The organism is Halomonas citrativorans (assembly GCF_900163645.1).
GTDB classification, from domain to species: domain Bacteria; phylum Pseudomonadota; class Gammaproteobacteria; order Pseudomonadales; family Halomonadaceae; genus Vreelandella; species Vreelandella citrativorans.
The window spans coordinates 125,317-150,123 of sequence record NZ_FUKM01000028.1 but is presented as its reverse complement, the minus strand read 5'-3'; the positions used below and the strand labels follow the sequence as shown (position 1 = coordinate 150,123).

Here is a 24,807-nt window from a genome sequence, read left to right as displayed (position 1 = left end):
AATAGTGTTTAGCAAAGGAAGTCGGGGTAAGTGCCGTTAAACATTTTGCAATGGGTTTTGACGCAACAGTTTTGACGCGGTTTCGACACAACAAGCGCTTCGCTCTCCAGTTGGCTGGAGAGCGAAGCATCCGTGCAGGCAATTTACAAACCGTTAATCAAACTTAACGATTAATCACGAGATCGCCCAGATAGGGGAAGTCGATGGCGTTAACGACGGGTTCAATCTCAACGCCTTCGGCAGCGGCATACGCAAGGTTCTGCCAATGCAGCGTGATAAAACCAACATCTTCATACAGCATGGCTTCTGCTTCACGCAGCATTTCATTGCGTCGCTCAAGATCGGTTACGCTGTCGGCTTCAGTGACAAGCGCGTCGATCTCTTCATTACAGTAATTGCCATAGTTGTATTGGCCCGCACCGCTCTCTTCATCAATACAGAAGGAGAGGTACTGGAAGAAGTTGGCAGTATCTTCAGTATCCGAATGCCAGCCAAGCATGGCGATATCCGATTGACGGGTATCGTATTCCGGCCAGTACTGGGCAAGCGGCATGGTGCGCAGGTTAACGTTGATATTGATACGCGATAGCATGTTCGCGACCGCTTGGGCAATTTGTGCGTCGTTGACGTAGCGATTGTTGGGCGCAATCATGTCCACGCTAAAGCCATCTTCATAACCCGCTTCCGCCATTAGCTCTTGAGCGCGGGTCAGGTCATAGCGTGGTACCAGATCCGGGTTGTGACCGGAGTAGCCTTCTGGTGAAAACTGCCCAGCAGGTGTCGCAAAGCCACGCATTAAGCGATCAGCGATGCCTTCCTGGTTGATGGCAAGATCAACGGCTTGACGAACGCGCACGTCTTTGAAGGCTTCAACCTGTTCTTCGTTAAGCTGGAAGCCGATAATGCGCGTGCCCGGTACTTCGAAAAGCTCAACATCACTTGCTTCACGAACGCGCTCTAGGTCATTCGGTGGTACAGCATCAATAAAATCGACGCCGCCTGAGAGCAAGGCTGCTACGCGCGCGGCGTTTTCCGCAATCGGCGTGAGTACAATGCTTGAGACATTGCCTTCGCTTTCCGTATCCCAATAATCTTCAAAGCGCTCAAAATCGACACGCACGCCTTGGCGACGGTCAGTTAGAACGAACGGGCCGGTACCGGAAACGTTGCGTGAAGCAAACGAGTTGCCTGCTTTTACGATTTCCGCTTTATCGACGCCATTTTCGGTTTCACCGGTATAGAACTGGCTATCCATGGGGAAGATGTAGGTCGCCAGGTTGAGCAGCAGCGGATAGGGGGCCGTCGTCGTAATTTCTACCGTGTAGTCATCGACCGCTTCGGCGGTAGCAATGGGCTCAAAAATGGCGCGATAGTCAGGGCTCTCTTTTAAGCGCTCAATCGTCCATACCACGTCTTCAGCCGTCAGCTCGTTACCCGAATGAAACGTAACGCCTTCACGAAGCGTCATGCGCATATGCGTATCGTCTGTTTGTACCCATTCAGTTGCCAAGCGGGGCTCAAACTGAAAGTCTTTGGTCCAGCGGACGAGAGGGTCAAACGCCAAGTGGGAGAAACGCAGCATACCGCCGGAAAGTTGTTCGTGAATATCAAGCGTTTCCGGATCAGCGGAGTAGCCAATGCGCAACGTTTCAGCGTTTGCTGTTAAAGGGAGCACTGCGCTACCCGCAACAGTTGCACCGATAATAGTGGCCAGTATCTTTTTTTTGAGCGCCATAATCGTTCCCGTATTATTGATAATTTTATTGTTCACATTACCGTCTAAACGCTATTGGCGAGACAGCAAAGCAGACACGGTCAGCTTGTAAGCTATCTTATTAACATAGAGAGTGTTGAATACGTCACACAATCGAAATAATGATAGACCCTATTCAACTATTGAATGATTGGGCTTATAGCAGTGAATAATGGAGTGCAAGCTAGTCTAAAGTCGTAGGTGGAAAATAAACGGGCGTTTGTTATCAGCCCACGAAAGCCATTAGTGACCCGCTGAAAGGCAGGGCTGAAAATGATGAAATGGAATCAATGGACCATTCTGGTGTTAATCGGTTGGCTTCCATTAAGCGTACAGTCTGACACTATTGAAGGCATGCTGGACGGCGAGCCGCGGGAGTGGTTTGTGCTGAGTCAGGGCCGTGACTCCAATGCTTCTTTTGTAGAGGTTGGCGATCAACGCCAAATCATTATCACAGGGTTTGTCGAGCCTGATCAAAGGGACGCCTACGAAGGGTTGTCTATTAGCCTAACGGTTGAAGACAACCAGCTTATCGATGCCCACGTGGTGCAACTGATCGGCAGCACCACCGTACCGCCGCTTTATACCTCTGAGGGAGGCAGTGTTACCGTCACGTTGACGCAGCTTGAACAGCAGGGCAGCCACATTCATATTGCTGGGCGTGTCGAAGGCGTATTGGCGTTGCAAACTGCACAGGACGACGCGCCCAGCCGGGCTGAGGGAATCGACATTGATGTGCAGTTTGACGTTAATGCCTATCGAGCAGCGTTCTAGGCCCCAAATTGCTGATGTAGCCAAGCATTAATATCATCAGACTCATACAGCCACTCTTCGCGACCATCTTCATGGTGAATCTTTAAGCAAGGCACTTTGGTTTTGCCGCCGCCTTCAAGAAGGTCCTGCTTGTGTGCGGGGTCATGCTGAACATCGCGCAGCTCAATGGTTAGTCCTAAGCGGGCAATTTCTTTCCGCACCTTAATGCAAAAAGGGCAGGTACGGAATTGATAAAGGGCCAGGTTTTGGCAAGCCTGGTCGACGCGCGCTTGATCGGCGGGTGCACGCTCAACCGCGTTAGGCGTTGAGAGTTTTTCACTGATAAGCATGACCGGTGCCAGCACCAAACGAACACCACGGAAAAAATAGCGAATTAATACACGCATAATAAACTCCATCGCTAACCCTGGGGCATGGGTCAGCGTTCTTAGAAAAAGTACGTCATTGTAAACAGCGAGGTTACGCGCCAACAGGTAGGCTTTAAATAAGCGTGCGCGCATCCTGCAATAATCGAACGCATTTGTCACTTGGCTACGCTCGCTATACGTATATTGGGGCATTTTTTAGCCACCACGAGTGCTTAAACCCTTGCTTCTGGGTGAGTAAACAAGCCGAGCATGCTAGTCTTTTCAGCTATTTTAAGCTGTGTTTATTACGTTGTTCAGGGACAGAAACCATGCATCTCCATATTATCGGTATCTGCGGCACCTTTATGGGTAGTCTTGCGCTACTCGCGCGCGAGCAGGGCCATCAGGTTAGCGGGTCAGATGCAAACGTCTATCCTCCGATGAGTACTCAGCTTGCTGAAGCAGGCATTACGTTAATGGAAGGTTATCGAGCAGAGCACCTTGGTGCTTCGATTGACCTGGTGGTCGTGGGGAATGCGTTGTCACGCGGGAACCCGGAAGTAGAGGCGCTACTTAACAGCGGTTTGCCGTATACCTCAGGAGCGCAGTGGCTTGCTGAGCATGTGTTACCAGGGCGGCAGGTAATTGCTATCGCCGGTACCCATGGTAAAACCACCACCGCCAGTTTACTGGCCTGGCTATTGGAGAGCGCGGGCCAAGTACCGGGCTTTTTAATTGGCGGTGTGCCGCGAAATTTCGGTGTTTCCGCGCGGCTGGGTGATCCTCAGGGGCCTTTTATTGTTGAAGCAGATGAGTACGATACGGCCTTTTTTGATAAACGCTCCAAGTTTGTGCACTACCGTCCCGATATCGCTGTGCTCAATAATCTTGAGTTTGATCACGCGGATATCTTTCCGGATTTAGCCGCTATTGAACGCCAGTTCCATCATCTTGTGCGCACCGTGCCAAGCCAGGGGTGTCTATTGGTAGCCGATGAACAGCCAGCGTTAGCGCGAGTAATGGCGATGGGAGCCTGGACACCCATTAAACACTTTGGTGAGCAGTCCGAAAGTGCGTGGCAGCTCTGCCTTGAGCGCCCTGATGCTAGCCGTTTTCAGGTTATTCACCGCACAGACCAGGGCGAAGAGGATAGCGTAGTCGAGTGGTCGTTAAGCGGCGTGTACAACGCGCGAAATGCCTTGGCAGCGTTGGCGGCTGCCCACGAGTGCGGAGTTGATTTAGCCCGGGCATGCGCAGCACTAGCGCGTTTCGAAACGCCACGCCGGCGCCAGGAAGTGCGTGGAGAAGTGGGGGGGGTTCAAGTCATTGACGACTTTGCCCATCACCCCACGGCGATTGCGGCGACCTTGCAAGGCTTGCGTGCCACAACGACCAAAGGGCGCCTGTTGGCGGTCATTGAACCACGCTCCAACACCATGCGGTTAGGTGCGCTACGCGATCGACTCAACGACAGCATCGCTGATGCGGATCAGGTGTATTGGTATCAACCTGCCGGTATTGATTGGTCGATGGAGGCGCTGGTAGCTGAGCAAGGTGCTAAAGCTCATCTTTATCAGCAGATTGAAGCGCTGGTAGAGGCGGTCGTTCGCCATGCCGAACCGCTGGATCGGATTGTGGTGATGTCCAACGGTGGCTTTGAGGGCGTACATGAACGTCTACTAAATGCCTTAACGGCCAAGGAATTGAACGCGTGAGTAAAGATTCCCTGTTCAAAAAGCCGATCACCGTGGCATTAACGGGCGCTTCTGGGGCGCAGTATGGCCTGCGGCTGATAGACGTATTGGTAGAGGCAGGCCATGAAGTGTGGGTCATGATCTCCAAAGCGTCACACATGGTGATTGCCACGGAAACCGACATTAGCCTGCCTGCACAGCCAGAACGGCTGGCTGCTGCATTGAGAGAGCGTAGCGGCGCCGCGCCTGGCCAAATCCGCTGCTTTGGGCGAGAGGATTGGATGGCGCCTGTTGCCTCTGGGTCTGGAGCGGCCTCGGCTATGGTGGTGTGCCCATGTTCGACGGGAACGCTCTCTGCTATTGCCGCCGGGGCAAGTAACAACCTGATTGAGCGGGCGGCCGATGTCGCGATTAAAGAGCGTCGAACGCTAGTGCTGGTGCCTCGAGAGAGTCCATTTTCGCCTATCCATTTGGAACACATGTTGGGGCTAAGCCGCATGGGGGTTGTCATTTTACCTGCCGCCCCTGGGTTTTATCACCGCCCGCAATCCATTGATGATCTCATTGATTTTATTGTGGCACGCATTCTTAATCAGTTGGGCATTCAGCATACCTTGATGCCTCGCTGGGGCGAGGATGAAGCAGATAACATGTCTAAGGATAAGCAATGAACTGGGCCACGCTCTCTATATTTGTACCCACGTTTTTATTTGTGTCACTAACGCCGGGTATGTGCATGACGCTTGCCATGGTGCTGGGCATGACTCAGGGCGTGAAACGTACGCTGTGGATGATGATGGGAGAGCTGGTTGGCGTAGGGCTGGTAGCCGCAGCTGCAGGCGCTGGGGTAGCCGCCTTAATGCTCCGTCAGCCTGAGCTCTTCACGGTGTTCAAGTGGGTGGGCGGCGCTTATTTGGCCTATTTGGGTATTATGATGTGGCGCTCTCGTGGGCGTATGGCGATTCCCAGTGAACTAAATGCTGGGCCTGCCGCCGGACGGCTAACACTTGCCATGCAAGGGTTTGTCACCGCTGTGGCTAATCCGAAGGGGTGGGCATTTTTTATGGTACTGCTGCCCCCCTTCTTGGATAGCAGCCGCCCGCTTGGCAGCCAACTGATTCTGCTGATTGTGGTCATTTTATTGATCGAGTTTGCCAGCCTGTTGGTGTATGCCGTCGGCGGTAAAACGCTGCGTAAAACGCTAGGAAAAAGCGGCAATGTTCGTTTACTTAACCGCATTGCCGGCACGTTAATGATGGGCGTCGGATTATGGCTGGCGCTAGGCTAGGCCGCCTACATTGGTGGAAAGAAAGCCACGCGAAGGCTGATTAATACCAGCGAGGCCGACCCCAATAGCAGCCAAGAGCAGGGAGTTAATGGCTTTCGAGGATAGCGCTGCCAGCTTAAACGAACCAGCGCACAGATCATCAGCCCAAGCAGAGCGCCGCCGACCAGGTCACTAAACCAGTGCACGCCTATAACGAGCCGTGATAGTGCCATCGGCACCGCCAAAGCAATCGCCACCCAGTAGATCCAGATACGTTTTTGGAGAGGTAGCTCTGAGGCAATAAACGCGGCGGCCAGGCCCAATACGACAACCGATGTTGACGTATGGGCGCTAGGATAAGAGAGCGAGCCGGTCAGGTAATCGGGAGTATCAGGTCGAGCACGTCCGAAAATGGCTTTACCCAGCGTGTTAAGAAGCGCTACGCCTCCCACTGCCGCTCCCCAATGCAGCAAGGCATCCCATCTTCTATAAAGGATCATCCATAGTGCCCACGGCAGCAAAAGGACGGCAATGCCCAATTTGTCGCCAATCTTGGCGAATACGGCACCTATAGCGATAAGGGTATCGTTTTGAAGCCAGCTAAAGAGCCGTTGGATATAGAGGTCGAGCGTCAATGGACCATTGTGATGCACAACCAGCAGCGTCCAACCCGAAAGGCAGGTTAAGGCAATAATAAATAGCAGCAGCGAAGCGAGAGGAACTTCGCCAGATTGGCTCATGACAAGCCAGGGTCTGCGCATAAACGGAATACGACGCGCTAAACGGGCGGTGGCAAGGTAGAGGCGCCCATGACGGCCCACCTGTGCTCGCCCCCAGGAAAACACTACCGCGAGTACCACCACGCAGGCGGCTATTATGATCAACGCTGTTTCGATGCCCGGGGGGAAATCAAGGTGTTCTTGCCATGTTCGTCCGAGCAAATAGCCTGGCAGTACATAGGCAGGTGCCCACAGCGCGGCAGATGTGATATTTGCCCATAAAAAATTACGGGGTGGCATCCGCATCATGCCCGCTATGAGCGGAATGACGGGTCTAACCGGGCCAACAAAACGGCCAATAAAGACCGAGTAAAGGCCGTACCGATCAAAAAAACGGGAGCCTCTGCCTAGCCATTCTGGATGTAGGGAAAGTGGCCAGCGTTGAGTGATTTGTGCATGGTGGCGATAACCAAGCCTGAAACTAATGCCGTCGCCGATCACCGCGCCTAAAAAGGCGGCCATTATTAACCACACTAGCCCGATAGACTCATGCCCCGCCAGAGAGGCCACTGCCGTAATCAGCACCACGCCGGGTACCAACAAGCCCACTAATGCTAACGATTCTGCAAGCGAAATGAGTAGCATCAGCAGAAGAAGCATGAAAGGAGAGAGCGAGAGCTGTTGAAAGGTTTCGACTAAAGACACGAGGGACTCCTGGGAGGGCGATACGCTGTCATCCGTTTGCCAGCGCATGAGCACGGGCGTGCAGGCGTTGTATATAGCGCTCGAAGCTCTCTTTATGAGGCAAACAAGCTGCAATACGGGCTTCAAGATGACCGGTTTCAACCAATACACATTGGGAAAGTGCATGCTGTAGCCGCTCACGAACCAGCAGCGCACCGCTTTCGCTGGTGTCGGGCAGCACCAGCCAGAAGGTGGCCTCGCCAGCGCGTCCCAATATGTCATGATCACGGCAGCGACCTATCACTTCGCTACACAGTGTATCAAGTAGCGCGATTTTTGCTCGAGAGCCGAACTGCTCTTCGGCCATATCCAGCTGTGGCAGGTGAATTACCAGTACCGCTAAGCGCTTGTTAAGCATGGCAGCACGCTGAAATTCGTTGTTTAAGCGCTCTTTTAACGTTTCGTAGTTGTAGGCGCGACAGTGACAGTCATAGGGGTCGGTGGCCTGTAGTAATGCGCGGCGGCGAGCATGCTCCCACCGAGGGAGGGCCAGCAGTAAAAGCAAAATAACATAGCCGAGATAGAAGGGGGGCTCAGGTGTCGGGTGAGAGATAAACAACCAGACAAGGGGGCCAAGCAACCCCGTCAGCACCAAGGCAAGCCAAAGGGGTAAGAGTATAAAAGCAGAGGTGATGGGCAGGCCAAGCCAGATGACTGATACGTTAGAGATAGAAAGCGTGCTTAATACCGTCAGGTAGGTGCTGCCTACCAGCAGTACTTGAGATATGTACCCCTTTAATCCCTGCCCTAAATGCATCAGCAGGGCCGCTAATAGCACCAGGGTAACAAACGCGGGTACCCATAAGCTTCGGTAGCTGCCCATTTTATAAAGCCACAACGTGTACCCCATCATTACTGCTAGGCTAGTAATGTAAGTGATTGTCATTAGCTGCTTGGAGAATGGATAGCTGTTCATGAAGAACCCTGCGCCTTGGGGGTATTGCAGAGGTGTTCAAGCGTTAAGGTTGAGGGCTCAATATCTATTAGCGGCTCATGATGGCTAACAACATTTTCAGGGAGCGCTGCCTGGAGCTGCTTGCGACGGCGTGTGGCTTCTTGTGGTGAGCGAGAAAGCATCAAGGCGGCAAGCGTTGTGCTATTCAGGCGATAGGTGTTCTCAAAGGAGTAGGTTAGCTCACAAAGCTTTTTTGCGGTCGGCCAAAGCTGGCGCCGCTTAACCTGCAATATAAATAGCTCTGCGTAGATAACCTCGCGCTCAGAACGGGTTTGTTCACGGGGAAGATCGCGCAGCAACTGTTCGCCAGCCCAAAGGTTAACCTTTGGGATAAGGCGTAAACGCTGGCCGATAGCCCCATTCATATCAACCAATTGGCGTGCGCTAGAAACCGCCAGTAAGCACAATATGCCCAACAGCAGCAGTATTAACCCCCCGGCCGGAATAGGTAATTGTGGCGCTATTAAGGCGCCGCTAAGTAATGCGGCCATGGCATTAAGCGCAAGGACCCAGCGTGCCTGAGGCAGCATGAAAATAGCCGCCCACGCCCAGATCAACATGTCATGTTGCTCTGGCGCGCTGGCAATCAACCCCAGTAGTAATAAGCCCGGCAGCACTTGCCAGGGCAGCCCTCTGGAATGACGATGACTAAAGTCCAGAAGCAGCGCCGTAATGCAAAGCCAACCGACGGATAGCCAAAGCAGTAGGATAGCTATGGGCTGTGCGCCCAACGTCCAGAACGCTAGTGCAGCCGCTGCGGCGAGTAAATTGGCTCTAAGCAAGTGAATTTTGTATTTGCTTTGCATGGTGGCTTACTATTCACCTTCACGAACTCCATGTACGTTCCCCGTCGTCTAATCAGCGGTGACAGGACCAAATGTGAAACTTAAAATGCTCATTATAACGTTTAAGTAGCGTAATATATTGCCTACTACTGGACACAATTACGACGCGCTTGACCAGATAAAATGATGGCGGCGTGCATGATGATAAAGGGAGACAGCATGAGCGTTTCAACGCCCTTACAAGATGAGGCTCAACAGCAACTCACCGCCGGTGATGTTCCCGCATACATGCAGGCGCTTGGAAAGGCAGCGCGTTCAGCCGCAAGCGAGCTACGTCGTGCCGATACCGGCATCAAAAATCGTGCCCTTGAATCAATAGCGCAGCAGTTGATGACTGCTCGCGCGCGTATTTTAGACGCCAACGCTCAGGATATGCAGCGCGGTAAGGAAAATGGTCTGGATAGTGCGCTACTTGACCGCTTGGCGCTTGATGACGCCCGCTTTGATGCGATGATTGAAGGGCTGCGTCAAGTGGCCGGCTTACCTGATCCGGTGGGTGAGATAGACGATATGAGCTACCGACCAAGCGGCATCCAGGTAGGCAAAATGCGCGTGCCTTTAGGTGTCATTGGCATCATTTACGAATCACGCCCCAATGTAACGCTTGAAGCGGCCAGTTTGTGCTTAAAATCGGGCAATGCCTGCATTTTACGCGGCGGGTCAGAGGCGAGCGCGTCCAATCAGACCATTGGCGAATGCATTACGCAAGGACTGGTCGATGTGGGGCTGCCTGCTAACTGTGTTCAGGTGGTGGCGACTACCGACCGTGCCGCCGTCGGCGCATTAATTAGCATGCCTGATTACGTGGATGTCATTATCCCGCGTGGTGGGAAATCGCTCATTGAGCGAATTTCGCGTGACGCTAAAGTGCCCGTTATCAAGCACCTTGATGGCGTTTGTCACGTTTATATCGATACCACGGCGGATCCCGCAAAAGCCATGGCTATCGCGGTCAATGCTAAAACGCATCGCTACGGCACCTGCAATACCATGGAAACACTTCTGGTAGATGCACCGATTGCTGATTTGCTGCTGCCAGAGCTGGCGCGGGCTTACGCAGGACATGAGGTTGAGCTACGAGGCTGTGAACGCACTCAAGCGCTGCTTCCTCAGGCCTTGGCGGCATCCGAGGATGATTGGTATGCCGAATATCTTGCCCCCGTGTTAGCGATCAAAATAGTGGATGGCGTGGAAGAGGCGATTGCGCATATTGAGCGCTATGGCTCGCACCATACCGACGCCATTGTGACTCAGGACTACTCCCTGGCGCGCCGTTTTATGGCTGAGGTGGACTCAAGCTCTGTGATTGTGAATGCTTCAACTCGTTTTGCCGATGGGTTCGAGTATGGGTTAGGTGCTGAAATTGGTATTTCGACCGATAAACTGCATGCGCGAGGGCCGGTGGGGCTGGAAGGCCTTACCACGCGTAAATACGTTGTATTCGGCGATGGCCAGGTTCGCCAATAAGGCGTGTACGATATGAGTTTTGCAGCGCTATGAGTTGTAGGCCGATATGAATTCAGTACCCATAAAAGCAGGCATGCTGGGAGGGACATTTGACCCTATTCATCATGGCCATTTGCGCAGCGCCCTGGAAGTGCGAGAAGCGCTGGGCCTTGACCAGCTTCATATGATACCGGCGCCAAAGCCACCTTTACGTGGTGCGCCACAAGTATCGGCAGAGCAACGAATGGCGTTGTTACAAGCCGGGATTGGCACTACGCCTGGACTTTACGCTGATAGCCGTGAGCTGCGCCGCGAAGGGCCATCCTACAGCGTTGATACGCTTGCTGAACTGAGGGCTGAATATGGCGAGCAGGCACGTTTAGTAATGGTGATTGGGTTTGATGCCTTTTTACGCCTTCCTCAGTGGCAGCAGGTCGACACGTTGTTTTCCCTCGCTCACTTGGTGGTGATGGCAAGGCCTGGTTATCAAGCGTCCTGGTCTGATGAATTAAGGGAACTGGTAGGGCAGCGTGAAGTCGAAGGCGTGGACGCGCTGATGCAGCGCCCAAATGGTGGCGTTTTACTGCTGTCGCTCCCTTCGATGATGGCAATTTCAGCGACCTATATTCGTCAGCGGCTTCGTGAGGGGAAAAGCGTTCGTTATTTGCTCCCGGAAGCGGTTGAAGAGGCCATTTTACATAAAGGCTTTTACCAGGATGTTGAATAGCGCTGGTAGTCACGGAAGAAGCCGTTACAATGGCCCGTTTTGTTAGCCGAATACCACACGAGGTTATCTGCAGGAGTCATGCACATCGATACACTGAAAAGCCTAGCGCTTGATGCGTTAGAAGACCTTAAAGCACGCGATATCACTCAACTGGACGTTTCCAGCTTAACTGAGGTCACCGACCTTATGTTGATTGCTAGCGGTACATCTACCCGGCATGTTGCGGCACTAGCGCAAAACGTCGTAGAAAAAGCCAAGGCAGCCGGTCTTGCGCCGCGCGGTGTTGAAGGCGGTGATAATGCTGATTGGGTATTGGTCGACCTGGGTGACATTGTTGTTCATGTCATGATGCCGGAAGCCCGTGTACTTTATGACCTTGAACGTCTCTGGGCAGACCTGCCTAGCGACGCAAGCATGGCGGATGAGGCGCGCGCACTTTTTGAAGAGCGAGCCACGATGTCATGAGGATAAGGCTGTTGGCGGTAGGTACTAAAATGCCTGCTTGGGTTGAAGAGGGCATTGAAACCTACCGTAAACGGCTCCCTCGGGATTTCAGTCTTGAAATAGAAGAAATTCCGCTTGGTCAGCGCGGTAAAAATGCGGATATTGCCAAAGCGCGTGCTCAAGAAGCTCAACGCATTCGCGATAAATTGCGCGGTGATGAGTATGTGGTTGCACTGGAAGTAAAAGGCAAACCCTGGACAACCGAACAGCTGGCCCAGGAAGCGGATGGCTGGCGTATGGAGGGCCGCGATATCGTATTGCTGGTAGGCGGGCCTGATGGTCTTGAACCTTCCCTCTCTGCGATAGCCGATAAAGCGTGGTCATTGTCACCGTTAACGCTGCCGCACCCGTTAGTTCGTATCATGCTGGCCGAGCAGCTTTATCGCGCCTGGACGTTATTAGTTGGTCACCCCTACCACCGTTAACGGCTCAAAAGGTGGTGGTATTTGTTGGCTGTGTTGCGTCAATCGTCTGATTTGAGAGTCATCTGTTGCCATGCCCCAGCGCCGTGACACGCTAAAAAATTCTGAGCAAGAGTTACGCATTTTCCGTGTCAGAACGCTTCTTGCCGTTCTGGTTGTTGTAACGCTTACCGGTCTTCTGGTAGGGCGTTTAGGCTACTTACAAATTGTTCAACACGAAATTTACACCACGCGGTCAGAAAAAAACCGCGTGCGTGTTGAGCCATTGCCGCCTAATCGAGGATTAATTTACGACCGAAATGGTGTGCTGTTAGCCGAAAACCGGCCTACTTATAACCTGACGCTGGTGCGTGAGCGTGTTGATGATCTTGATGCAACGCTGGCCCTGTTAGTGGAATTGCTGGAGCTGCCGGAAGAAGACATCGAGGCCTTTAACGTACGTTCACGCCAGCGACAACGTCCTTTCCAACCTGCGCTCTTGATGAGCGATCTGAGTGAAGCCCAAATTGCGCGGCTCGCGATTAACCGCCACCGCCTGCCAGGCGTTGAAGTCGAAGCCCAACTGCTACGTTACTATCCCGATTCAAACGTTATGGCCCATACGCTGGGCTATGTAGGGCGTATTAATGTTGATGAGCTGCAAAATTTGGATGCCGGCCGATATGCAGGCACTCACTTTATTGGTAAAACCGGCATTGAACGCTTCTATGAAGAGGAGCTTCATGGCGAAGCAGGCCTGCGTAAAGTCGAAACCAATGCCCGAGGGCGAGTATTAAGAGAGTTGGGCCGCACTGACCCAGTGCCAGGGAAAAACATAACGCTGACGATTGATAAATCGCTACAAACGCTTGCCTACGAGTTAATGGATGGGCGGCGTGGGTCGATCGTCGCTATTGCGCCTGCAACGGGCGAGATTCTGGCCATGGTGTCGACGCCTGGGTTTGATAGCAATCAGTTTGTGACCGGGATCGATGTCGCCTCCTATCGCGGCTTGCAGAACGACCTGGATTTACCTCTTTTTAACCGCTCTATTCGTGGTCACTATCCGCCTGGTTCGACCATTAAACCCTTTTTAGCGCTCGCGGGACTTGCTGGGGGGGTTATTACCCCAGACAGCACGATTAGCGACCCAGGCTATTATCAACTGCCTAATGACTCCCGGCGTTACCGGAACTGGTTGCGCTGGGGGCATGGCCGTGTGGATTTAGAGCGCTCATTAGCTGTGTCTAATAATACTTACTACTACACATTGGCCCATGATTTAGGTATCGATAATCTGCATGAACGGATGAGTGGATTCGGATTCGGGCGACGAGTCGCCTACGATGTTCAGGGTGAAAGCACTGGGTTGATGCCGTCTCGCGAATGGAAACGGGAGCGTTTTAACCAGCCGTGGTATCCCGGCGAAACCTTGTCAGTAGGTATTGGCCAAGGTTACTGGCAAGTAACGCCGTTGCAGCTGGCAAGTGCAACGGCAACGCTTGCCAACCGGGGCCACTGGGTAAAACCCCGCTTAGCGCTCCAGGTGGGCGATACGTCGCTTTCTGAAAATTTACCCGACACGCTGGACGATATTCAGTTGGAAAATGATGCCTGGTGGGACCGGGTATTTAGCGGTATGGAGAAAGTGCTCAGCGGTAGCGAAGGCACTGCACGGCGGACTGGCGTTGGCCTTGAGTATCGAATGGGCGGCAAATCGGGAACGGCTCAGGTGTTTTCCTTGGGTCAGGACCAGCGCTATAACGCCGATGAGCTTGAGGAACGCCTGAGAGATCACGCCTTGTTTGTAGCGTTTGCGCCGGTTGATTCCCCCCAAATTGCCGTGTCGGTTATCGTTGAAAATGCGGGCGGCGGCAGTACCCATGCAGCGCATTTGGCGCGCGCCATGACCGATGCATGGCTTTTAAAAGATGAAGCGCCTGACGCAGATGATGTACGCGAAGTGTTGGAAGAAGATACCGCTCAAGTGGAGGGGAACTGACCTATGCCTTGGCAGACGCTTACCCGCCCATTGCGTCGTTATCCCGTTCGACCGCCCGATAGCGGTATCGCGCGACGTAAAAGTATTTGGGAACGCATCCATCTTGACCCTTGGCTATTAGGCCTTTTGTTGGTCTTAATGGTGGGCGGCCTACTGGTTTTATATAGTGCGTCTGGCCAGCGTATTGAGTCGGTAATCGCTCAGGCGATGCGGTTTGGCGTTGCGCTGGCGGTGATGGCATTATTGGCGCAGCTGTCACCGACCACGTTTTTACGCTGGGCACCCTTTGCCTATGGTGCAGGGGTCATCATGTTATTGGCAGTGGAAATTGCCGGTGATATTGGCATGGGGGCTAAGCGCTGGCTTGAGATCCCTGGCGTTATCCGATTTCAGCCCTCAGAGATGATGAAGCTAGCGGTTCCGTTAATGGTGGCTGCCTATTTAAATCGTTGCCAGCTTCCACCGCGATTAAAAGATATTGTGGTGTGCGCGGTGATCATTGGTGTGCCGGTTGTATTGACCGCTATTCAGCCGGACTTGGGTACATCGTTACTGGTGGCCAGTGCGGCTGTCATCGTGGTTTTGCTCGCGGGTCTTTCCTGGCGCTTGATTGGATTTGTGGGTGCATTGTTGGCTGCGTGTGTGCCGCTCTTGTGGATGAATATGCACAATTACCAGCGTCAGCGGGTGTTAACCTTTCTTGATCCAGAAAGCGACCCCCTAGGTTCGGGTTGGAATATTATCCAGTCAACCACTGCCATTGGTAGTGGAGGGCTATGGGGAAAAGGGTGGCTGGAGGGCACGCAGTCGCAGCTTGAATTTCTGCCTGAGCGGCATACTGATTTTATTATTGCCGTATTGGGTGAAGAGTTTGGGCTTATCGGGATGCTGGTTTTATTGGCGCTTTACTTGATGATCGTAGGTCGCGGTATTTGGTTGGCGGCTTCTTCACAGGATACGTTTGGACGTCTTTTTGCCGGCAGTATCATTCTCACCTTTTTCATTTATGTGTTTGTAAACGTGGGAATGGTTAGCGGCATTTTACCCGTGGTAGGCGTGCCGCTGCCCTTGGTGAGTTATGGCGGCACCTCTAGCGTGACCTTGTTGGCAGGGTTCGGTATTCTCATGTCTATTCATGCCCATCGTCGGCTATTGCCACGTTAGTATTTCAGTCAGGGCGGTGTGTTTTCAAAGGAGTGGTGAGTTGATAAAAAGGGCCCGAAATAAAGCTGGCAGTTGCCTTGTCGCCGCGCTAATAGCGTGCTCGATGCCTGCCGTATTCGCTGAGGAGCACTCGGCGGAAGGGGTGGACCTGCAACATAATGAACGCACCCAGATATTGGTAGATGAGTTAATCGCCCAAGGCATACCGGAAGCGTGGTTACGCGATGCTTTCTCTCAAGCAGCGTATTCTCAAGAGGTGCTGGATGCCATGGAAGGTGCGGTAGAGCGCCGCTTAAAGTGGCACGAGTATCGCGATATATTTTTAACTGAGCAGCGTATCGAAGAGGGCGCTGCCTTTATGCAAGCACACGCTGAGACCCTGGCGCGTGCGGAAGATGTTTATGGCGTGCCGGGTAATGTTATTACCGCCATTATTGGCGTAGAGACGTACTATGGCCGCCATAAAGGGCGCCATCGCGTGCTGGATTCACTGGCTACGCTGGCGTTTTATCACCCCAGTCGAGGGGATTTTTTCCGAGGTGAGCTAGCCGCCTTTTTACAGATCGCCTATGAGCAAAAGGTCGACCCGGCTGAACTTTATGGCTCGTATGCAGGTGCAATGGGATATCCTCAGTTTATTCCCACTAGTTACCAGGCCTATGCCGTTGATTTTGACGATGACGGCATTCGTGATTTATGGGAAAACCCAGTGGATGCCATCGGTAGCGTCGCGAATTATTTTGCTGAGCATGGCTGGCGGCACAATGGTGCCATTTATCATGAGGCAACGGGACCGGAAGTGTTGCCCCAAGCGCTGACGTTTAACCAAACGTCTTCGCCGACCATGAGTGTGGCCGAGACAGCCCAGCAAGGGATTGAACCGCAAGAAGCGCTTACTGATACCTTGCTTGTGATGCCCTTGGTGTTTGAGAAGGATGATGGACAGCTACGCTATCGGCTGGGTGAAAACAACTTTTATGTTATTACACGCTATAACCACAGTCATTTATACGCCATGGCAGTGACAGAGTTAGCTGAGGCCATTCAACAGCAGGCTGAGGAACAAGGATGAACATGTTGCAACCAAGGACCTGGCAAGTAGGCAGTATGATCGCCTTGATAATATTGGTAAGCGGTTGCGCGAACCGTGAAGCTCAGCGCGTTGCTACGCCATCTCAAACTCACCCTGACGCTGCTGCACCCGCCGCAAGTACTACTGCCAGTGGAGGTGGGCGCTATGCTATGCATGGGGATGCGTATCCTGTTGCGCCGCCGGATGTATCCACCGTGCCGGATGCTGTACCACGTAATGAACCGCGTTCTGCGGGAGGCAACCGTCCAACCTATGAAGTATGGGGTGAAAAGTACCATGTAATGCCGGATGCTTCTGGCTATGCCAAGCAAGGTTTAGCTTCGTGGTACGGTGAAAAATTTCATGGCTATGCGACCTCAAATGGCGAGATTTACGACATGTATAAAATGTCGGCGGCGCATCGCTCGCTACCGTTACCTACCTTTGCACGCGTTACCAGCCTGGACAGCGGGCAGTCGGTGGTTGTCCGTGTTAACGACCGTGGTCCTTTTCATAGCGATAGAGAGATAGATCTTTCTTACGCAGCCGCCGCCCGGTTGGGTATATTGGATAATGGTACAGGACGAGTAAAAGTCGAGGCCATTGAGCCTGATCGTTGGCTAGCTGAGCGCGGCGGGGCGCCCGCGAGTGCTGCGCCGGTTGCGAATGCGCCCGTTGCCGAGCCCGCATCGTCAGCCGCTACGCAGCGTGCGCCTGCAGCCGTACCGCAAACAGCCCCGTCTGTGTCCTCTAATAACCCCTCTGAGGGTGAGGTTTCAGGCGGTTATTACCTCCAGATTGCCGCCCTGGAAAGTGCTGATAGCGCTCGTAAGCTTAGTCAGCGATTGAAGAACGAATTGCCACACAGCGTTCGTGTGATGAATGAGGCTAACGTGCATCGTGTGCAGGTGGGGCCAGTAACACCGGCTCAAGAGACCCAGGCTCGGGAAGCACTTCGTCAAGCGGGGTTTCCTCAAGTTTTTATCGTGAGATAATTCATTTTTTTATATTCTTTGGTGCTTAGCGCCACTTTCTTGCAAGTGAGATGTTAGTGATGAATGTATTCGTGTCGATCCGCCGCTCTGCCCAATTATGTTTGTTTGCGGCTATGGCGGCTGTTGCGTTGCCTGCTGCGGCTCAAGTCATACCTCAGCCGCAAACGATTATTCCAGCCGCCCCGCAGCTTGCTGCTAGTTCCTGGATTTTAATGGATGCCAATAGTGGGCGAATTCTGGTTGAGCACAACTCAGACGAACGCTTGGCGCCTGCAAGCTTGACCAAGCTCATGACCGCCTACCTTGTTGAACGTGAGTTGGATCGCGATACCATCGCATTGGATGATCTGGTCAATGTCAGTGAAAACGCCTGGCGGACTGGTGGCTCAAAAATGTTTATTGAAGTGGGCAACCAGATCCCCGTCGAGGAGTTACTGCACGGCATTATTATTGTGTCAGGTAACGATGCCAGCGTGGCCATGGCAGAGCACTTGGCGGGGGGGGAGGCTCCTTTTGCAGACTTAATGAACCAGCATGCGACTCGACTGGGGATGGAAAATACCCACTTTGAAAATGCAACGGGTCTTCCTTCTGATAATCACTATTCAACAGCGCATGACTTGGCGCGACTTTCACGCCATATCATCAATGATTACCCTGAGCACTATGCGATCTACTCGCAGCGCCACTTTTCCTATGGTGGCATCGACCAGCCCAACCGTAACCGGCTGCTGTGGCGTGACCCGTCAGTAGATGGTTTGAAAACGGGTTGGACAGATGCTGCGGGCTACTGCCTGGTGTCGTCAGCTGAGCGCGATGGCATGCGGCTTATTTCTGTTGTGATGGGCACCAATTCGGATGAAGCGCGCGCGCAGGAAACTCAGAAGCTTCTAAGCTATGGCTTTCGCTTCTACGAAACCATGAACCTCTACGAGCGTGGTGCTGTGCTTGCAACGCCGCGTGTTTGGGGTGGTGACATTAACGAATTGCGTGCGGGGGTGGATGAAGAAGTGTTTATGACCCTTCCGCGCAACCGTAATGAAGAGCTGCGTGCTCGTCTTAATCTACACTCTGATTTACAAGCACCTATTGCGGTAGGTGATGATGTGGGCACGCTAGAGGTCTACTTGGGTGAAGAGATGGTTGGCGAGCGCCAATTGGTAGCGCTTGAAAATGTGGAAGAGGGCGGGCTGTTTAAACGCCTTTTTGATCAGGTTCAGCGCTTCTTCAGCGGTTTAATTGCGAACTTCACTGACTAAGTGATTCGGCTCAGGTGCATCCTGGGCCTTTTTTACCTTCAATAAAAGGCGCGTTATGACTAAGGATACGAAAAAGGGATTTCGAGACCTGCGCGAGCCGGTGGCAGAAGAAGCCCCCAAGATCACTTTTCCTTGTGACTACTCTTTAAAAATAGTAGGTGATGCTGCTGAGGATTTTACGGCTTGTGTTTGTCAAATCGTGGTGCGTCACGCACCGGATTTTGATGAATCGACGCTGCAAGTGGTGGATAGTCGAAACGGTCGTTTTCAATCCGTTCGCATCACGATTAATGCGACCAGCGAGCAGCAAATTAGCCAGCTGTTTGAAGAGCTAAAAGCCACTGGCCGTGTTCATATGGTGGTGTGAGTGAGCAGTTCTGCACCTGTTGAGCTGCACTGCTTGGGTCGCAGGCCGTATCTGCCCGTTTGGGAAGCAATGCGCGCCCTGACGGATTCTCGTGACAGTGAGACGCCGGATCAGTTCTGGCTGGTAGAGCATGACGCTGTCTTCACCCAAGGGCAGGCAGGCAAACCTGAACATCTACTGATGCCAGGCAACATACCGGTGGTGCAAACCGACCGTGGCGGGCAGGTAACGTATCATGGCCCTGGGCAGATAGTGCTGTATCCGCTATTGGATGTTCGGCGCAGTAAAATAGGCGTGCGTGATCTGGTGTCTGCACTGGAAAATGCAGTCATTGCGGTATTAGCCGACTATGGGGTCAGTGCGCATGCGCGCCCGGATGCACCGGGTGTGTATGTCAAAAGCCCGATGGGCGAGGCCAAAATAGCGTCGTTGGGTTTGCGAATTCGGCGGGGAGCCAGTTACCACGGCGTCGCGTTGAATGTGGATGGAGACCTTTCTGCTTTTCAGCGCATCAATCCCTGTGGCTACGCAGGTATGGCGGTCACTCGCTTGGCTGATCTTGTCGCTTTGCCTAATGAGCATCACGTTGGCCAGCAACTGGCATCTGCACTGGCATTAAAGCTGAACAGAGAGCTGGTTGCTATCGGCTAATCGCAGTGTTTTGCGTAGATCAGGTATGGTAGTACACAACAACAAGAAGCCGCCGCGATAGTTAATATTCGCGGCGGCTTCTTGTTTTAAACTTACTCAGGTTAAGACCGTGCTTAATTCTGTTTCAGCCTACGTTTAGGGCGGGAATAATATTAGGATCAGACTCCTGACCTGGGATCGCTGCCGGTGAGGCCAGCCCGAGATTGTTCTTTTCGAACACTCGGTCAGCGCGATAGCTTGAACGAACCAACGGGCCGGAAGGAACTTCCATAAAGCCTTTTTCAAGCCCTAGCACACGGTAGCGATCAAACTCTTCAGGGCTTACCCAGCGCTCAACCGGCAGGTGGTTTTTCGTGGGGCGCAGGTACTGGCCGAGTGTCACAATATCGACACCAATTTCACGAAGATCATCAAACGTTTGCAGGATCTCCTCATCGGTTTCGCCAAGACCCAGCATAATACTGGTTTTGGTAATGACATCGGGGCGATGCTGTTTCGCGTAGGCCAAAACGTCGAGTGTTTTGCGATAGCCTGCACGGGGGTCGCGAACCCGGCTTGTCAGGCGTTCAACGGTTTCGACATTTTGCGCAAACACTTCAAGGCCCGAATCCACAACGCTCTCAATGGCTGCTTGTTCACCATCGAAATCAGGCGTCAGCGCTTCAACGACCACGTCTGGTGTACGCGCTTTAATAGCACGGATACAGCTTGCGTAATGGTTCGCACCGCCATCGTCCAGATCATCGCGATCAACCGATGTTAGGACGATATAGCGAAGCCCCATTAATTCGACGGACTTGGCGGTGTTTTCGGGCTCTTCGTGATCCAGCCAGCCTTTGGGGTTGCCCGTATCAACGGCGCAGAAACGGCATGCGCGGGTACACACAGACCCCATCAGCATGATGGTGGCAGTTCCATTGCTCCAACACTCGCCCATGTTAGGGCAGTGTGATTCAGCACAGACGGTGCTTAGACGATGCTCAGAGACATTGCGCTTAACGGCTTCAAAGCGCTCGCCACCGGGAATTTGAGCGCGCAGCCATTTGGGCTTGCGTTCAAGAGACGGGGCTTCAGCCTGCGCAGTGCGCACCTTCATGCCATCCTTGATCGCCGTTGTGCCGTGTTCATTACGGAATTTCTGGCCGCTGGGTACACGCTGTGTGGGGTTGTTGCTCATAGGAATAGAGCCTCTCTACTGTGCGGCAGGCAAGGCTTATCATAGAAACGTAAGCGCTTGCCCCCCAATCATGCCGATTAATACGTTGCCAATTAACAGATTACTAATTAATACGTAGGTAGTAGGTGTAATGTAACATATCTGGAGATTAACAAGACACCGTCAACTTAGCTTACCGGCATGGGCAAACAGGCAACACCGTGGCTTGGTAAGGGGCTGGGAGGTGCTGCAAAGTAGTGTTGATACTCAGCGACATGCTTGCGAATAAACCGCATGAAAAGCTCAGCCACAGGTGTGGGAAAGCGCTCAAGGCGATAAACCGTGCACCATGCTCGGCGGATGGGAAAATCCGGTAGTGGCAGTTCAAACAAAAGACCCTGCTCAAGTTCTAGCTGTACGGCAAGCCGTGGCAGCACGGCCACGCCTAAATGCGCCATAACCCCTTGTTTGATAGCTTCGTTAGTGCCGAGCTCAATACGGTGCGGTAGCGCGACTTTTTGATAAGCAGCAAGCTGTTCAAAGGCATTACGCACGCCGGAGCCTGGTTCGCGCATTAACACATAGTGGCGGGAAAAATCAGCCAGAGTAGGCGTCAGCATGGCGAGTAAAGGATGGTCAGGCCATACCACCGCTATCAGTTCATTATCGATGATGGGTGTCACGACTAAGCGATCATCCTCGGGCACCATGGCCATAATCACCAAGTCATCCTGCTGTTCGGCCAAGCGCTCAAGCGCCTGGCTGCGGTTACATACCTTCAAGCGCACATGAATATCAGGATAGCTTGCGCGAAAGCGAGCCAATATATACGGCACGATATACTGCGCTGATGACACGGCGGCCAGGTTGAGTTCCCCGGAAATTTTTCCGTTGATGTCTGACAGATTCATCTGCAACCGGGAGAGCTGACTAAAGATTTCTCTTGTTGATAGTGCCAGCGTATCGGCGGCAGGCAGCACATGCAGCGTTTTTCCCGCATATTTAAACAGCGGCTGGCCAAGTGCTTGCTCCAGTTGGCGTATCTGAGCGCTGACGGCGGGTTGGGTAAGCCCTAGCTGTTCTGCTGCGCGTGAGTAAGAGCGCTGGCGATATACTGCCTGGAAGACTTGTAGTTGACGAAACGTTAGGCGATTGAGCAGCTTAGGGGATGACATAACAACCTCAAGAGAATTGCCCTCCGGCGGCGAATAATACGGCGAGCGTTACGAAATACTAACGCTGCCTAAAAATGCTACCACTGTTTATGTCTGTCGTGTCGCTAGTTTGCAGCGCTTGCGGTAAATCAGTGGTGCTACCCATCGACGTCTGTTGAGAAGTGGCTTAAGCTATATTGCATCGCAGCATCATGGTTTTTAGGTTGATCGTCAGCGCATTCACCCTAGGGAGACTCTATGAATTTTCTCGCCAACCCTTTGCTTACCGCTAACTCATTAACACGTACCTTTTGGGGGCAGTCAAACGATTCCTCCACGCTGCTACCGGGCAGTGAGACGCTGTCCTCTTTCATGGACCCCTTTGGGTTTGGGCGTGCCGCGGCCGATTACTGGCGAGATAGCGTTGAGCGTAGCGTGCTCTATTGGGATGTAATGCGCGAGCGTGGCAACCAGTACCTGGATCACATGGAACAAACCAAACCGAGTGTGCTTGGGTTTAAAACCGAAGTGCTGCTTGATGGTCGTACGCTTGCCCAGCCTACCAACTATGAATTGCTGCGTGTATTGCCCCCTGAAAATACCGTCACTGATCCCCGCAAGCGCCCGTTCGTGGTGGTTGACCCGCGTGCAGGGCATGGCCCAGGTATTGGTGGCTTTAAGCCTGACAGTGAGTTAGGCGTGGCGTTAAAAGCAGGGCACCCTTGCTACTTTATCGGCTTCTTACCCTTCCCTGAACCGGGGCAAACGGTTGAGGACGTTGTCGAGGCAGAAGTTGCTTTTCTACGTCATGTGATTGAGCTACATCCTGATATCAGTGAAAAGCCCATGGTGGTAGGCAATTGCCAAGCGGGTTGGCAGTTGATGATGGCGGCCGCACTTGAGCCGGACGTTTTTGGACCTATCTTGATCGCGGGGGCGCCGCTTTCTTACTGGGCGGGGGAGCATGGCAATGCGCCCATGCGTTATACCGGCGGCATGACGGGGGGGAGTTGGATCACCGCATTCACCAGCGATATGGGTAACGGCTTATTCGACGGCGCCTGGCTGGTGCAAAACTTTGAGCGCTTGAATCCTGCCAATACGTACTGGAAAAAGCAGTACCACCTGTACGCTAACATCGACACAGAAACTGAGCGTTATCTTGATTTTGAGCGCTGGTGGGGCGGGCACGTGGTTCTGGGTGGCGAAGAAATCCAGTACATCGTCGATAATTTATTTGTTGGTAACCGGCTGTCGACGGCCCAACTGGTAACCCGTGACGGACGGCGGATTGATCTGCGTAATCTACGTTCACCGGTGGTGGTGTTCTGTTCGCGCGGTGACGACATTACCCCGCCCCCTCAGGCGCTGGGCTGGATTCGTGATTTATACGAAGATACCGACGATATCATCGCCAACGATCAAACCATCGTCTACTGCATGCATGATACGACCGGCCATTTGGGGATCTTCGTATCCGGCAGCGTATCACGCAAAGAGCACTCTGAATTTACCGCCAATATGGACTACATCGACGTACTGCCACCGGGGTTGTATGAAACCTCGGTTACCGAGGCGCCAGAGGGTAGCGATGCCGCGCTGTATGAGCGTGACTATTTATTGGAATTTACGCCGCGTAACTTTGAAGAGCTGGATCGCGAAGTACACCATGATGCGGACGATGACCGGCGTTTCGCGACGGTTGCCCGAATTTCCGAGATTAATTTAGGCTTGTACCGCCTGTATGTGCAACCTTGGCTGCAGGCCGTCATGACGCCAGAGGCGGCGCGCTTTATTCGGCGTATGCATCCCATTCGCCTAGGCTACAAGCTGCTGTCGGACCGCAATCCTTTATCTGTACCCCTGCCGGTAATGGCGGAAGCAATACGCAAGAATCGTCAAGAAATTGGTCCAGATAATCTCTTTAAAGCGCTAGAGACGATGCATTCTGACCAGATCGTAGCCGCCTTGAATGCCTGGCGCGATTTGCGTGATAGCAGTACAGAGCGTCTGTTTATGGATGTCTATGGCCAGCCACTGCTACAGGCGGCTGTCGGGCTTTATGGTGATGCGCATGTACACCGTCGGAGGCCGGGCGCTGAGCCTGAGCATCGTCGCTTCCTGGCGCGTCGCCGGGAAGAATTACGTGAGCGCATTGCCCAAGGGGGCGCACATGAAGCGATTATGCGTTCATTAATCTACGTATTGGGTGGTGCACCCTCCACCGATGAGCGCAACTTCAAGCAGTTACGTACCACAAGGGCGAAGCTTGAGTCAGGCATCGAACTTTGCGAATTCAAGCGGCTGGTGCGCGAGCAATTCTTTATTTTAAAACTTGATCGTGAAAGGGCGCTGAATACGCTTCCTGAGTTACTGGCCGGTAAAAGCAGCAGTGCGATTGATGGCTATATTAAAAACTTGGAGCAGGTGTTTGCAGCAAGCGGTGAGCTTACTGAACATGCGGCAGAACGTTTTGTGCAGGTAAAGGCGTTGTTTGATAAAGCACGCCCGGCCAAGTCTGCTTCAACTGCTGCTGATAAAAAACCTTCGGGTAAGGCGTCGGCGGCTACTAAGCCTGCGGTCAAAAAAACGGCAGCCAATAAGGCAACCGCTGTTGAGAACCCACCGGGTGAGGCCAAAAAGACCGACACGCCAGTGACTCAAGGCAAGGGCCCCCGCAAACGTTAATCGGGTTCTGATTGAAAAAAAACGCCTCTGCTTTACCGTAGGGGCGTTCTGCTTATGAAAGAAATAGTAGGTTGCTGATCTCGTAACGTCAGTCTAGTGTCTAGCTACTTCGGTATAAAAAAG

Annotated in this window: 23 protein-coding genes; 16 read left to right on the top strand and 7 right to left on the bottom strand. The window is 52.9% G+C overall.

The window, feature by feature from the left end:
- Positions 1-163 precede the first annotated feature (163 nt).
- Complete coding sequence (locus CZ787_RS06980; protein WP_087107566.1) at positions 164-1,735, bottom strand: ABC transporter substrate-binding protein; 1,572 nt, start codon at positions 1,733-1,735, stop codon at positions 164-166.
- Between the two features lie 291 nt (positions 1,736-2,026).
- Here CZ787_RS06980 and CZ787_RS06975 point away from each other — a divergent pair, with 291 nt between their 5' ends.
- Positions 2,027-2,527: a hypothetical protein gene (locus tag CZ787_RS06975; protein WP_254908583.1), complete on the top strand. Its 501-nt coding sequence runs from the start codon at positions 2,027-2,029 to the stop codon at positions 2,525-2,527.
- On the opposite strand, the gene CZ787_RS06970 is transcribed toward CZ787_RS06975, so the two are convergent.
- Positions 2,524-2,913 carry a glutaredoxin family protein gene (locus CZ787_RS06970; RefSeq protein ID WP_087107657.1) on the bottom strand — a complete coding sequence of 130 codons (390 nt, stop codon included), beginning with the start codon at positions 2,911-2,913 and terminating at the stop codon, positions 2,524-2,526. The two genes, CZ787_RS06975 and CZ787_RS06970, sit on opposite strands and share 4 nt — an antisense overlap.
- 290 nt (positions 2,914-3,203) lie before the next feature.
- On the opposite strand from CZ787_RS06970, the gene mpl reads away from it, so the two are divergent.
- The 3 genes from mpl to CZ787_RS06955 are packed head-to-tail and all read left to right on the top strand — an operon-like array spanning position 3,204 to position 5,856.
- On the top strand, positions 3,204-4,589 hold the full coding sequence (gene mpl, locus CZ787_RS06965) for a UDP-N-acetylmuramate:L-alanyl-gamma-D-glutamyl-meso-diaminopimelate ligase (protein WP_087107564.1): 1,386 nt from the start codon (positions 3,204-3,206) through the stop codon (positions 4,587-4,589).
- On the top strand, positions 4,586-5,239 hold the full coding sequence (locus tag CZ787_RS06960; RefSeq protein WP_087107562.1) for a flavin prenyltransferase UbiX: 654 nt from the start codon (positions 4,586-4,588) through the stop codon (positions 5,237-5,239). The genes mpl and CZ787_RS06960 overlap by 4 nt, the downstream gene beginning before the upstream one ends.
- Positions 5,236-5,856 (top strand): LysE family translocator, encoded by a 621-nt coding sequence (locus CZ787_RS06955; protein WP_087107560.1) that lies wholly within the window; start codon positions 5,236-5,238, stop codon positions 5,854-5,856. The genes CZ787_RS06960 and CZ787_RS06955 overlap by 4 nt, the downstream gene beginning before the upstream one ends.
- 5 nt (positions 5,857-5,861) lie before the next feature.
- Here the strand turns inward: CZ787_RS06955 and CZ787_RS06950 are convergent, their stop codons facing one another.
- Genes CZ787_RS06950 through CZ787_RS06940 form a run of 3 tightly spaced genes read right to left on the bottom strand, consistent with a single transcriptional unit; the run spans position 5,862 to position 9,059 of the window.
- Positions 5,862-7,259 carry a bifunctional DedA family/phosphatase PAP2 family protein gene (locus tag CZ787_RS06950; RefSeq protein ID WP_087107558.1) on the bottom strand — a complete coding sequence of 466 codons (1,398 nt, stop codon included), beginning with the start codon at positions 7,257-7,259 and terminating at the stop codon, positions 5,862-5,864.
- Positions 7,260-7,287: 28 nt separating this feature from the next.
- The gene (locus CZ787_RS06945; protein WP_087107556.1) at positions 7,288-8,214 is read right to left on the bottom strand and encodes a diguanylate cyclase domain-containing protein; all 927 of its coding nucleotides are present in this window, start codon (positions 8,212-8,214) and stop codon (positions 7,288-7,290) included.
- Complete coding sequence (locus CZ787_RS06940) at positions 8,211-9,059, bottom strand: hypothetical protein (RefSeq protein ID WP_087107554.1); 849 nt, start codon at positions 9,057-9,059, stop codon at positions 8,211-8,213. The genes CZ787_RS06945 and CZ787_RS06940 overlap by 4 nt, the downstream gene beginning before the upstream one ends.
- Positions 9,060-9,257: 198 nt before the next feature.
- Here CZ787_RS06940 and CZ787_RS06935 point away from each other — a divergent pair, with 198 nt between their 5' ends.
- The 11 genes from CZ787_RS06935 to lipB all read left to right on the top strand — a co-directional run bounded on the left by CZ787_RS06935 (position 9,258) and on the right by lipB (position 19,686).
- Positions 9,258-10,565: a glutamate-5-semialdehyde dehydrogenase gene (locus tag CZ787_RS06935; RefSeq protein ID WP_087107552.1), complete on the top strand. Its 1,308-nt coding sequence runs from the start codon at positions 9,258-9,260 to the stop codon at positions 10,563-10,565.
- 46 nt (positions 10,566-10,611) lie between these two features.
- Positions 10,612-11,271 (top strand): nicotinate-nucleotide adenylyltransferase, encoded by a 660-nt coding sequence (nadD, locus tag CZ787_RS06930; protein WP_087107550.1) that lies wholly within the window; start codon positions 10,612-10,614, stop codon positions 11,269-11,271.
- A 78-nt stretch (positions 11,272-11,349) separates the two neighbouring features.
- The gene (gene rsfS, locus CZ787_RS06925; RefSeq protein WP_087107548.1) at positions 11,350-11,736 is read left to right on the top strand and encodes a ribosome silencing factor; all 387 of its coding nucleotides are present in this window, start codon (positions 11,350-11,352) and stop codon (positions 11,734-11,736) included.
- Positions 11,733-12,200 carry a 23S rRNA (pseudouridine(1915)-N(3))-methyltransferase RlmH gene (gene rlmH / locus CZ787_RS06920; RefSeq protein ID WP_087107546.1) on the top strand — a complete coding sequence of 156 codons (468 nt, stop codon included), beginning with the start codon at positions 11,733-11,735 and terminating at the stop codon, positions 12,198-12,200. The genes rsfS and rlmH overlap by 4 nt, the downstream gene beginning before the upstream one ends.
- A 70-nt stretch (positions 12,201-12,270) precedes the next feature.
- Entirely contained in the window at positions 12,271-14,178 is a 1,908-nt protein-coding gene (gene mrdA, locus CZ787_RS06915; RefSeq protein ID WP_087107544.1) for a penicillin-binding protein 2, read from the top strand.
- Positions 14,179-14,181: 3 nt separating this feature from the next.
- Entirely contained in the window at positions 14,182-15,342 is a 1,161-nt protein-coding gene (gene rodA / locus CZ787_RS06910; RefSeq protein ID WP_087107542.1) for a rod shape-determining protein RodA, read from the top strand.
- Between the two features lie 103 nt (positions 15,343-15,445).
- Positions 15,446-16,414, top strand: coding sequence for a lytic murein transglycosylase B (gene mltB / locus CZ787_RS06905; RefSeq protein WP_176372179.1), 969 nt, complete (start codon positions 15,446-15,448; stop codon positions 16,412-16,414).
- Positions 16,411-17,409: a septal ring lytic transglycosylase RlpA family protein gene (locus tag CZ787_RS06900; protein WP_087107540.1), complete on the top strand. Its 999-nt coding sequence runs from the start codon at positions 16,411-16,413 to the stop codon at positions 17,407-17,409. The genes mltB and CZ787_RS06900 overlap by 4 nt, the downstream gene beginning before the upstream one ends.
- A gap of 59 nt (positions 17,410-17,468) precedes the next feature.
- Positions 17,469-18,668 carry a D-alanyl-D-alanine carboxypeptidase family protein gene (locus CZ787_RS06895; protein ID WP_087107538.1) on the top strand — a complete coding sequence of 400 codons (1,200 nt, stop codon included), beginning with the start codon at positions 17,469-17,471 and terminating at the stop codon, positions 18,666-18,668.
- Between the two features lie 55 nt (positions 18,669-18,723).
- Positions 18,724-19,035, top strand: coding sequence for a YbeD family protein (locus tag CZ787_RS06890; RefSeq protein ID WP_087107536.1), 312 nt, complete (start codon positions 18,724-18,726; stop codon positions 19,033-19,035).
- Positions 19,036-19,686: a lipoyl(octanoyl) transferase LipB gene (gene lipB / locus CZ787_RS06885; RefSeq protein WP_087107534.1), complete on the top strand. Its 651-nt coding sequence runs from the start codon at positions 19,036-19,038 to the stop codon at positions 19,684-19,686.
- 124 nt (positions 19,687-19,810) lie between these two features.
- Here the strand turns inward: lipB and lipA are convergent, their stop codons facing one another.
- Both lipA and CZ787_RS06875 read right to left on the bottom strand, forming a co-directional pair.
- Complete coding sequence (lipA, locus tag CZ787_RS06880) at positions 19,811-20,863, bottom strand: lipoyl synthase (protein ID WP_087107531.1); 1,053 nt, start codon at positions 20,861-20,863, stop codon at positions 19,811-19,813.
- A gap of 167 nt (positions 20,864-21,030) precedes the next feature.
- Positions 21,031-22,017 carry a LysR family transcriptional regulator gene (locus CZ787_RS06875; RefSeq protein WP_087107529.1) on the bottom strand — a complete coding sequence of 329 codons (987 nt, stop codon included), beginning with the start codon at positions 22,015-22,017 and terminating at the stop codon, positions 21,031-21,033.
- Between the two features lie 237 nt (positions 22,018-22,254).
- On the opposite strand from CZ787_RS06875, the gene CZ787_RS06870 reads away from it, so the two are divergent.
- On the top strand, positions 22,255-24,684 hold the full coding sequence (locus CZ787_RS06870) for a DUF3141 domain-containing protein (protein WP_087107527.1): 2,430 nt from the start codon (positions 22,255-22,257) through the stop codon (positions 24,682-24,684).
- Positions 24,685-24,807: the final 123 nt, after the last annotated feature.

Bases quoted from the DNA above. Each gene is read 5' to 3' on its own strand.
- CZ787_RS06955 (WP_087107560.1), top strand. From the start codon at position 5,236: ATGAACTGGGCCACGCTCTCTATATTTGTACCCACGTTTTTATTTGTG.
- CZ787_RS06895 (WP_087107538.1), top strand. From the start codon at position 17,469: ATGAATGTATTCGTGTCGATCCGCCGCTCTGCCCAATTATGTTTGTTT.
- CZ787_RS06970 (WP_087107657.1), bottom strand. From the start codon at position 2,913: ATGCGTGTATTAATTCGCTATTTTTTCCGTGGTGTTCGTTTGGTGCTG.
- CZ787_RS06945 (WP_087107556.1), bottom strand. From the start codon at position 8,214: ATGAACAGCTATCCATTCTCCAAGCAGCTAATGACAATCACTTACATT.
- mltB (WP_176372179.1), top strand. From the start codon at position 15,446: ATGCCTGCCGTATTCGCTGAGGAGCACTCGGCGGAAGGGGTGGACCTG.
- CZ787_RS06975 (WP_254908583.1), top strand. From the start codon at position 2,027: ATGATGAAATGGAATCAATGGACCATTCTGGTGTTAATCGGTTGGCTT.
- rsfS (WP_087107548.1), top strand. From the start codon at position 11,350: ATGCACATCGATACACTGAAAAGCCTAGCGCTTGATGCGTTAGAAGAC.
- rodA (WP_087107542.1), top strand. From the start codon at position 14,182: ATGCCTTGGCAGACGCTTACCCGCCCATTGCGTCGTTATCCCGTTCGA.
- lipA (WP_087107531.1), bottom strand. From the start codon at position 20,863: ATGAGCAACAACCCCACACAGCGTGTACCCAGCGGCCAGAAATTCCGT.
- CZ787_RS06875 (WP_087107529.1), bottom strand. From the start codon at position 22,017: ATGTCATCCCCTAAGCTGCTCAATCGCCTAACGTTTCGTCAACTACAA.
- mpl (WP_087107564.1), top strand. From the start codon at position 3,204: ATGCATCTCCATATTATCGGTATCTGCGGCACCTTTATGGGTAGTCTT.
- CZ787_RS06870 (WP_087107527.1), top strand. From the start codon at position 22,255: ATGAATTTTCTCGCCAACCCTTTGCTTACCGCTAACTCATTAACACGT.
- CZ787_RS06980 (WP_087107566.1), bottom strand. From the start codon at position 1,735: ATGGCGCTCAAAAAAAAGATACTGGCCACTATTATCGGTGCAACTGTT.
- rlmH (WP_087107546.1), top strand. From the start codon at position 11,733: ATGAGGATAAGGCTGTTGGCGGTAGGTACTAAAATGCCTGCTTGGGTT.
- CZ787_RS06900 (WP_087107540.1), top strand. From the start codon at position 16,411: ATGAACATGTTGCAACCAAGGACCTGGCAAGTAGGCAGTATGATCGCC.
- nadD (WP_087107550.1), top strand. From the start codon at position 10,612: ATGAATTCAGTACCCATAAAAGCAGGCATGCTGGGAGGGACATTTGAC.
- mrdA (WP_087107544.1), top strand. From the start codon at position 12,271: ATGCCCCAGCGCCGTGACACGCTAAAAAATTCTGAGCAAGAGTTACGC.
- CZ787_RS06935 (WP_087107552.1), top strand. From the start codon at position 9,258: ATGAGCGTTTCAACGCCCTTACAAGATGAGGCTCAACAGCAACTCACC.
- CZ787_RS06890 (WP_087107536.1), top strand. From the start codon at position 18,724: ATGACTAAGGATACGAAAAAGGGATTTCGAGACCTGCGCGAGCCGGTG.
- CZ787_RS06940 (WP_087107554.1), bottom strand. From the start codon at position 9,059: ATGCAAAGCAAATACAAAATTCACTTGCTTAGAGCCAATTTACTCGCC.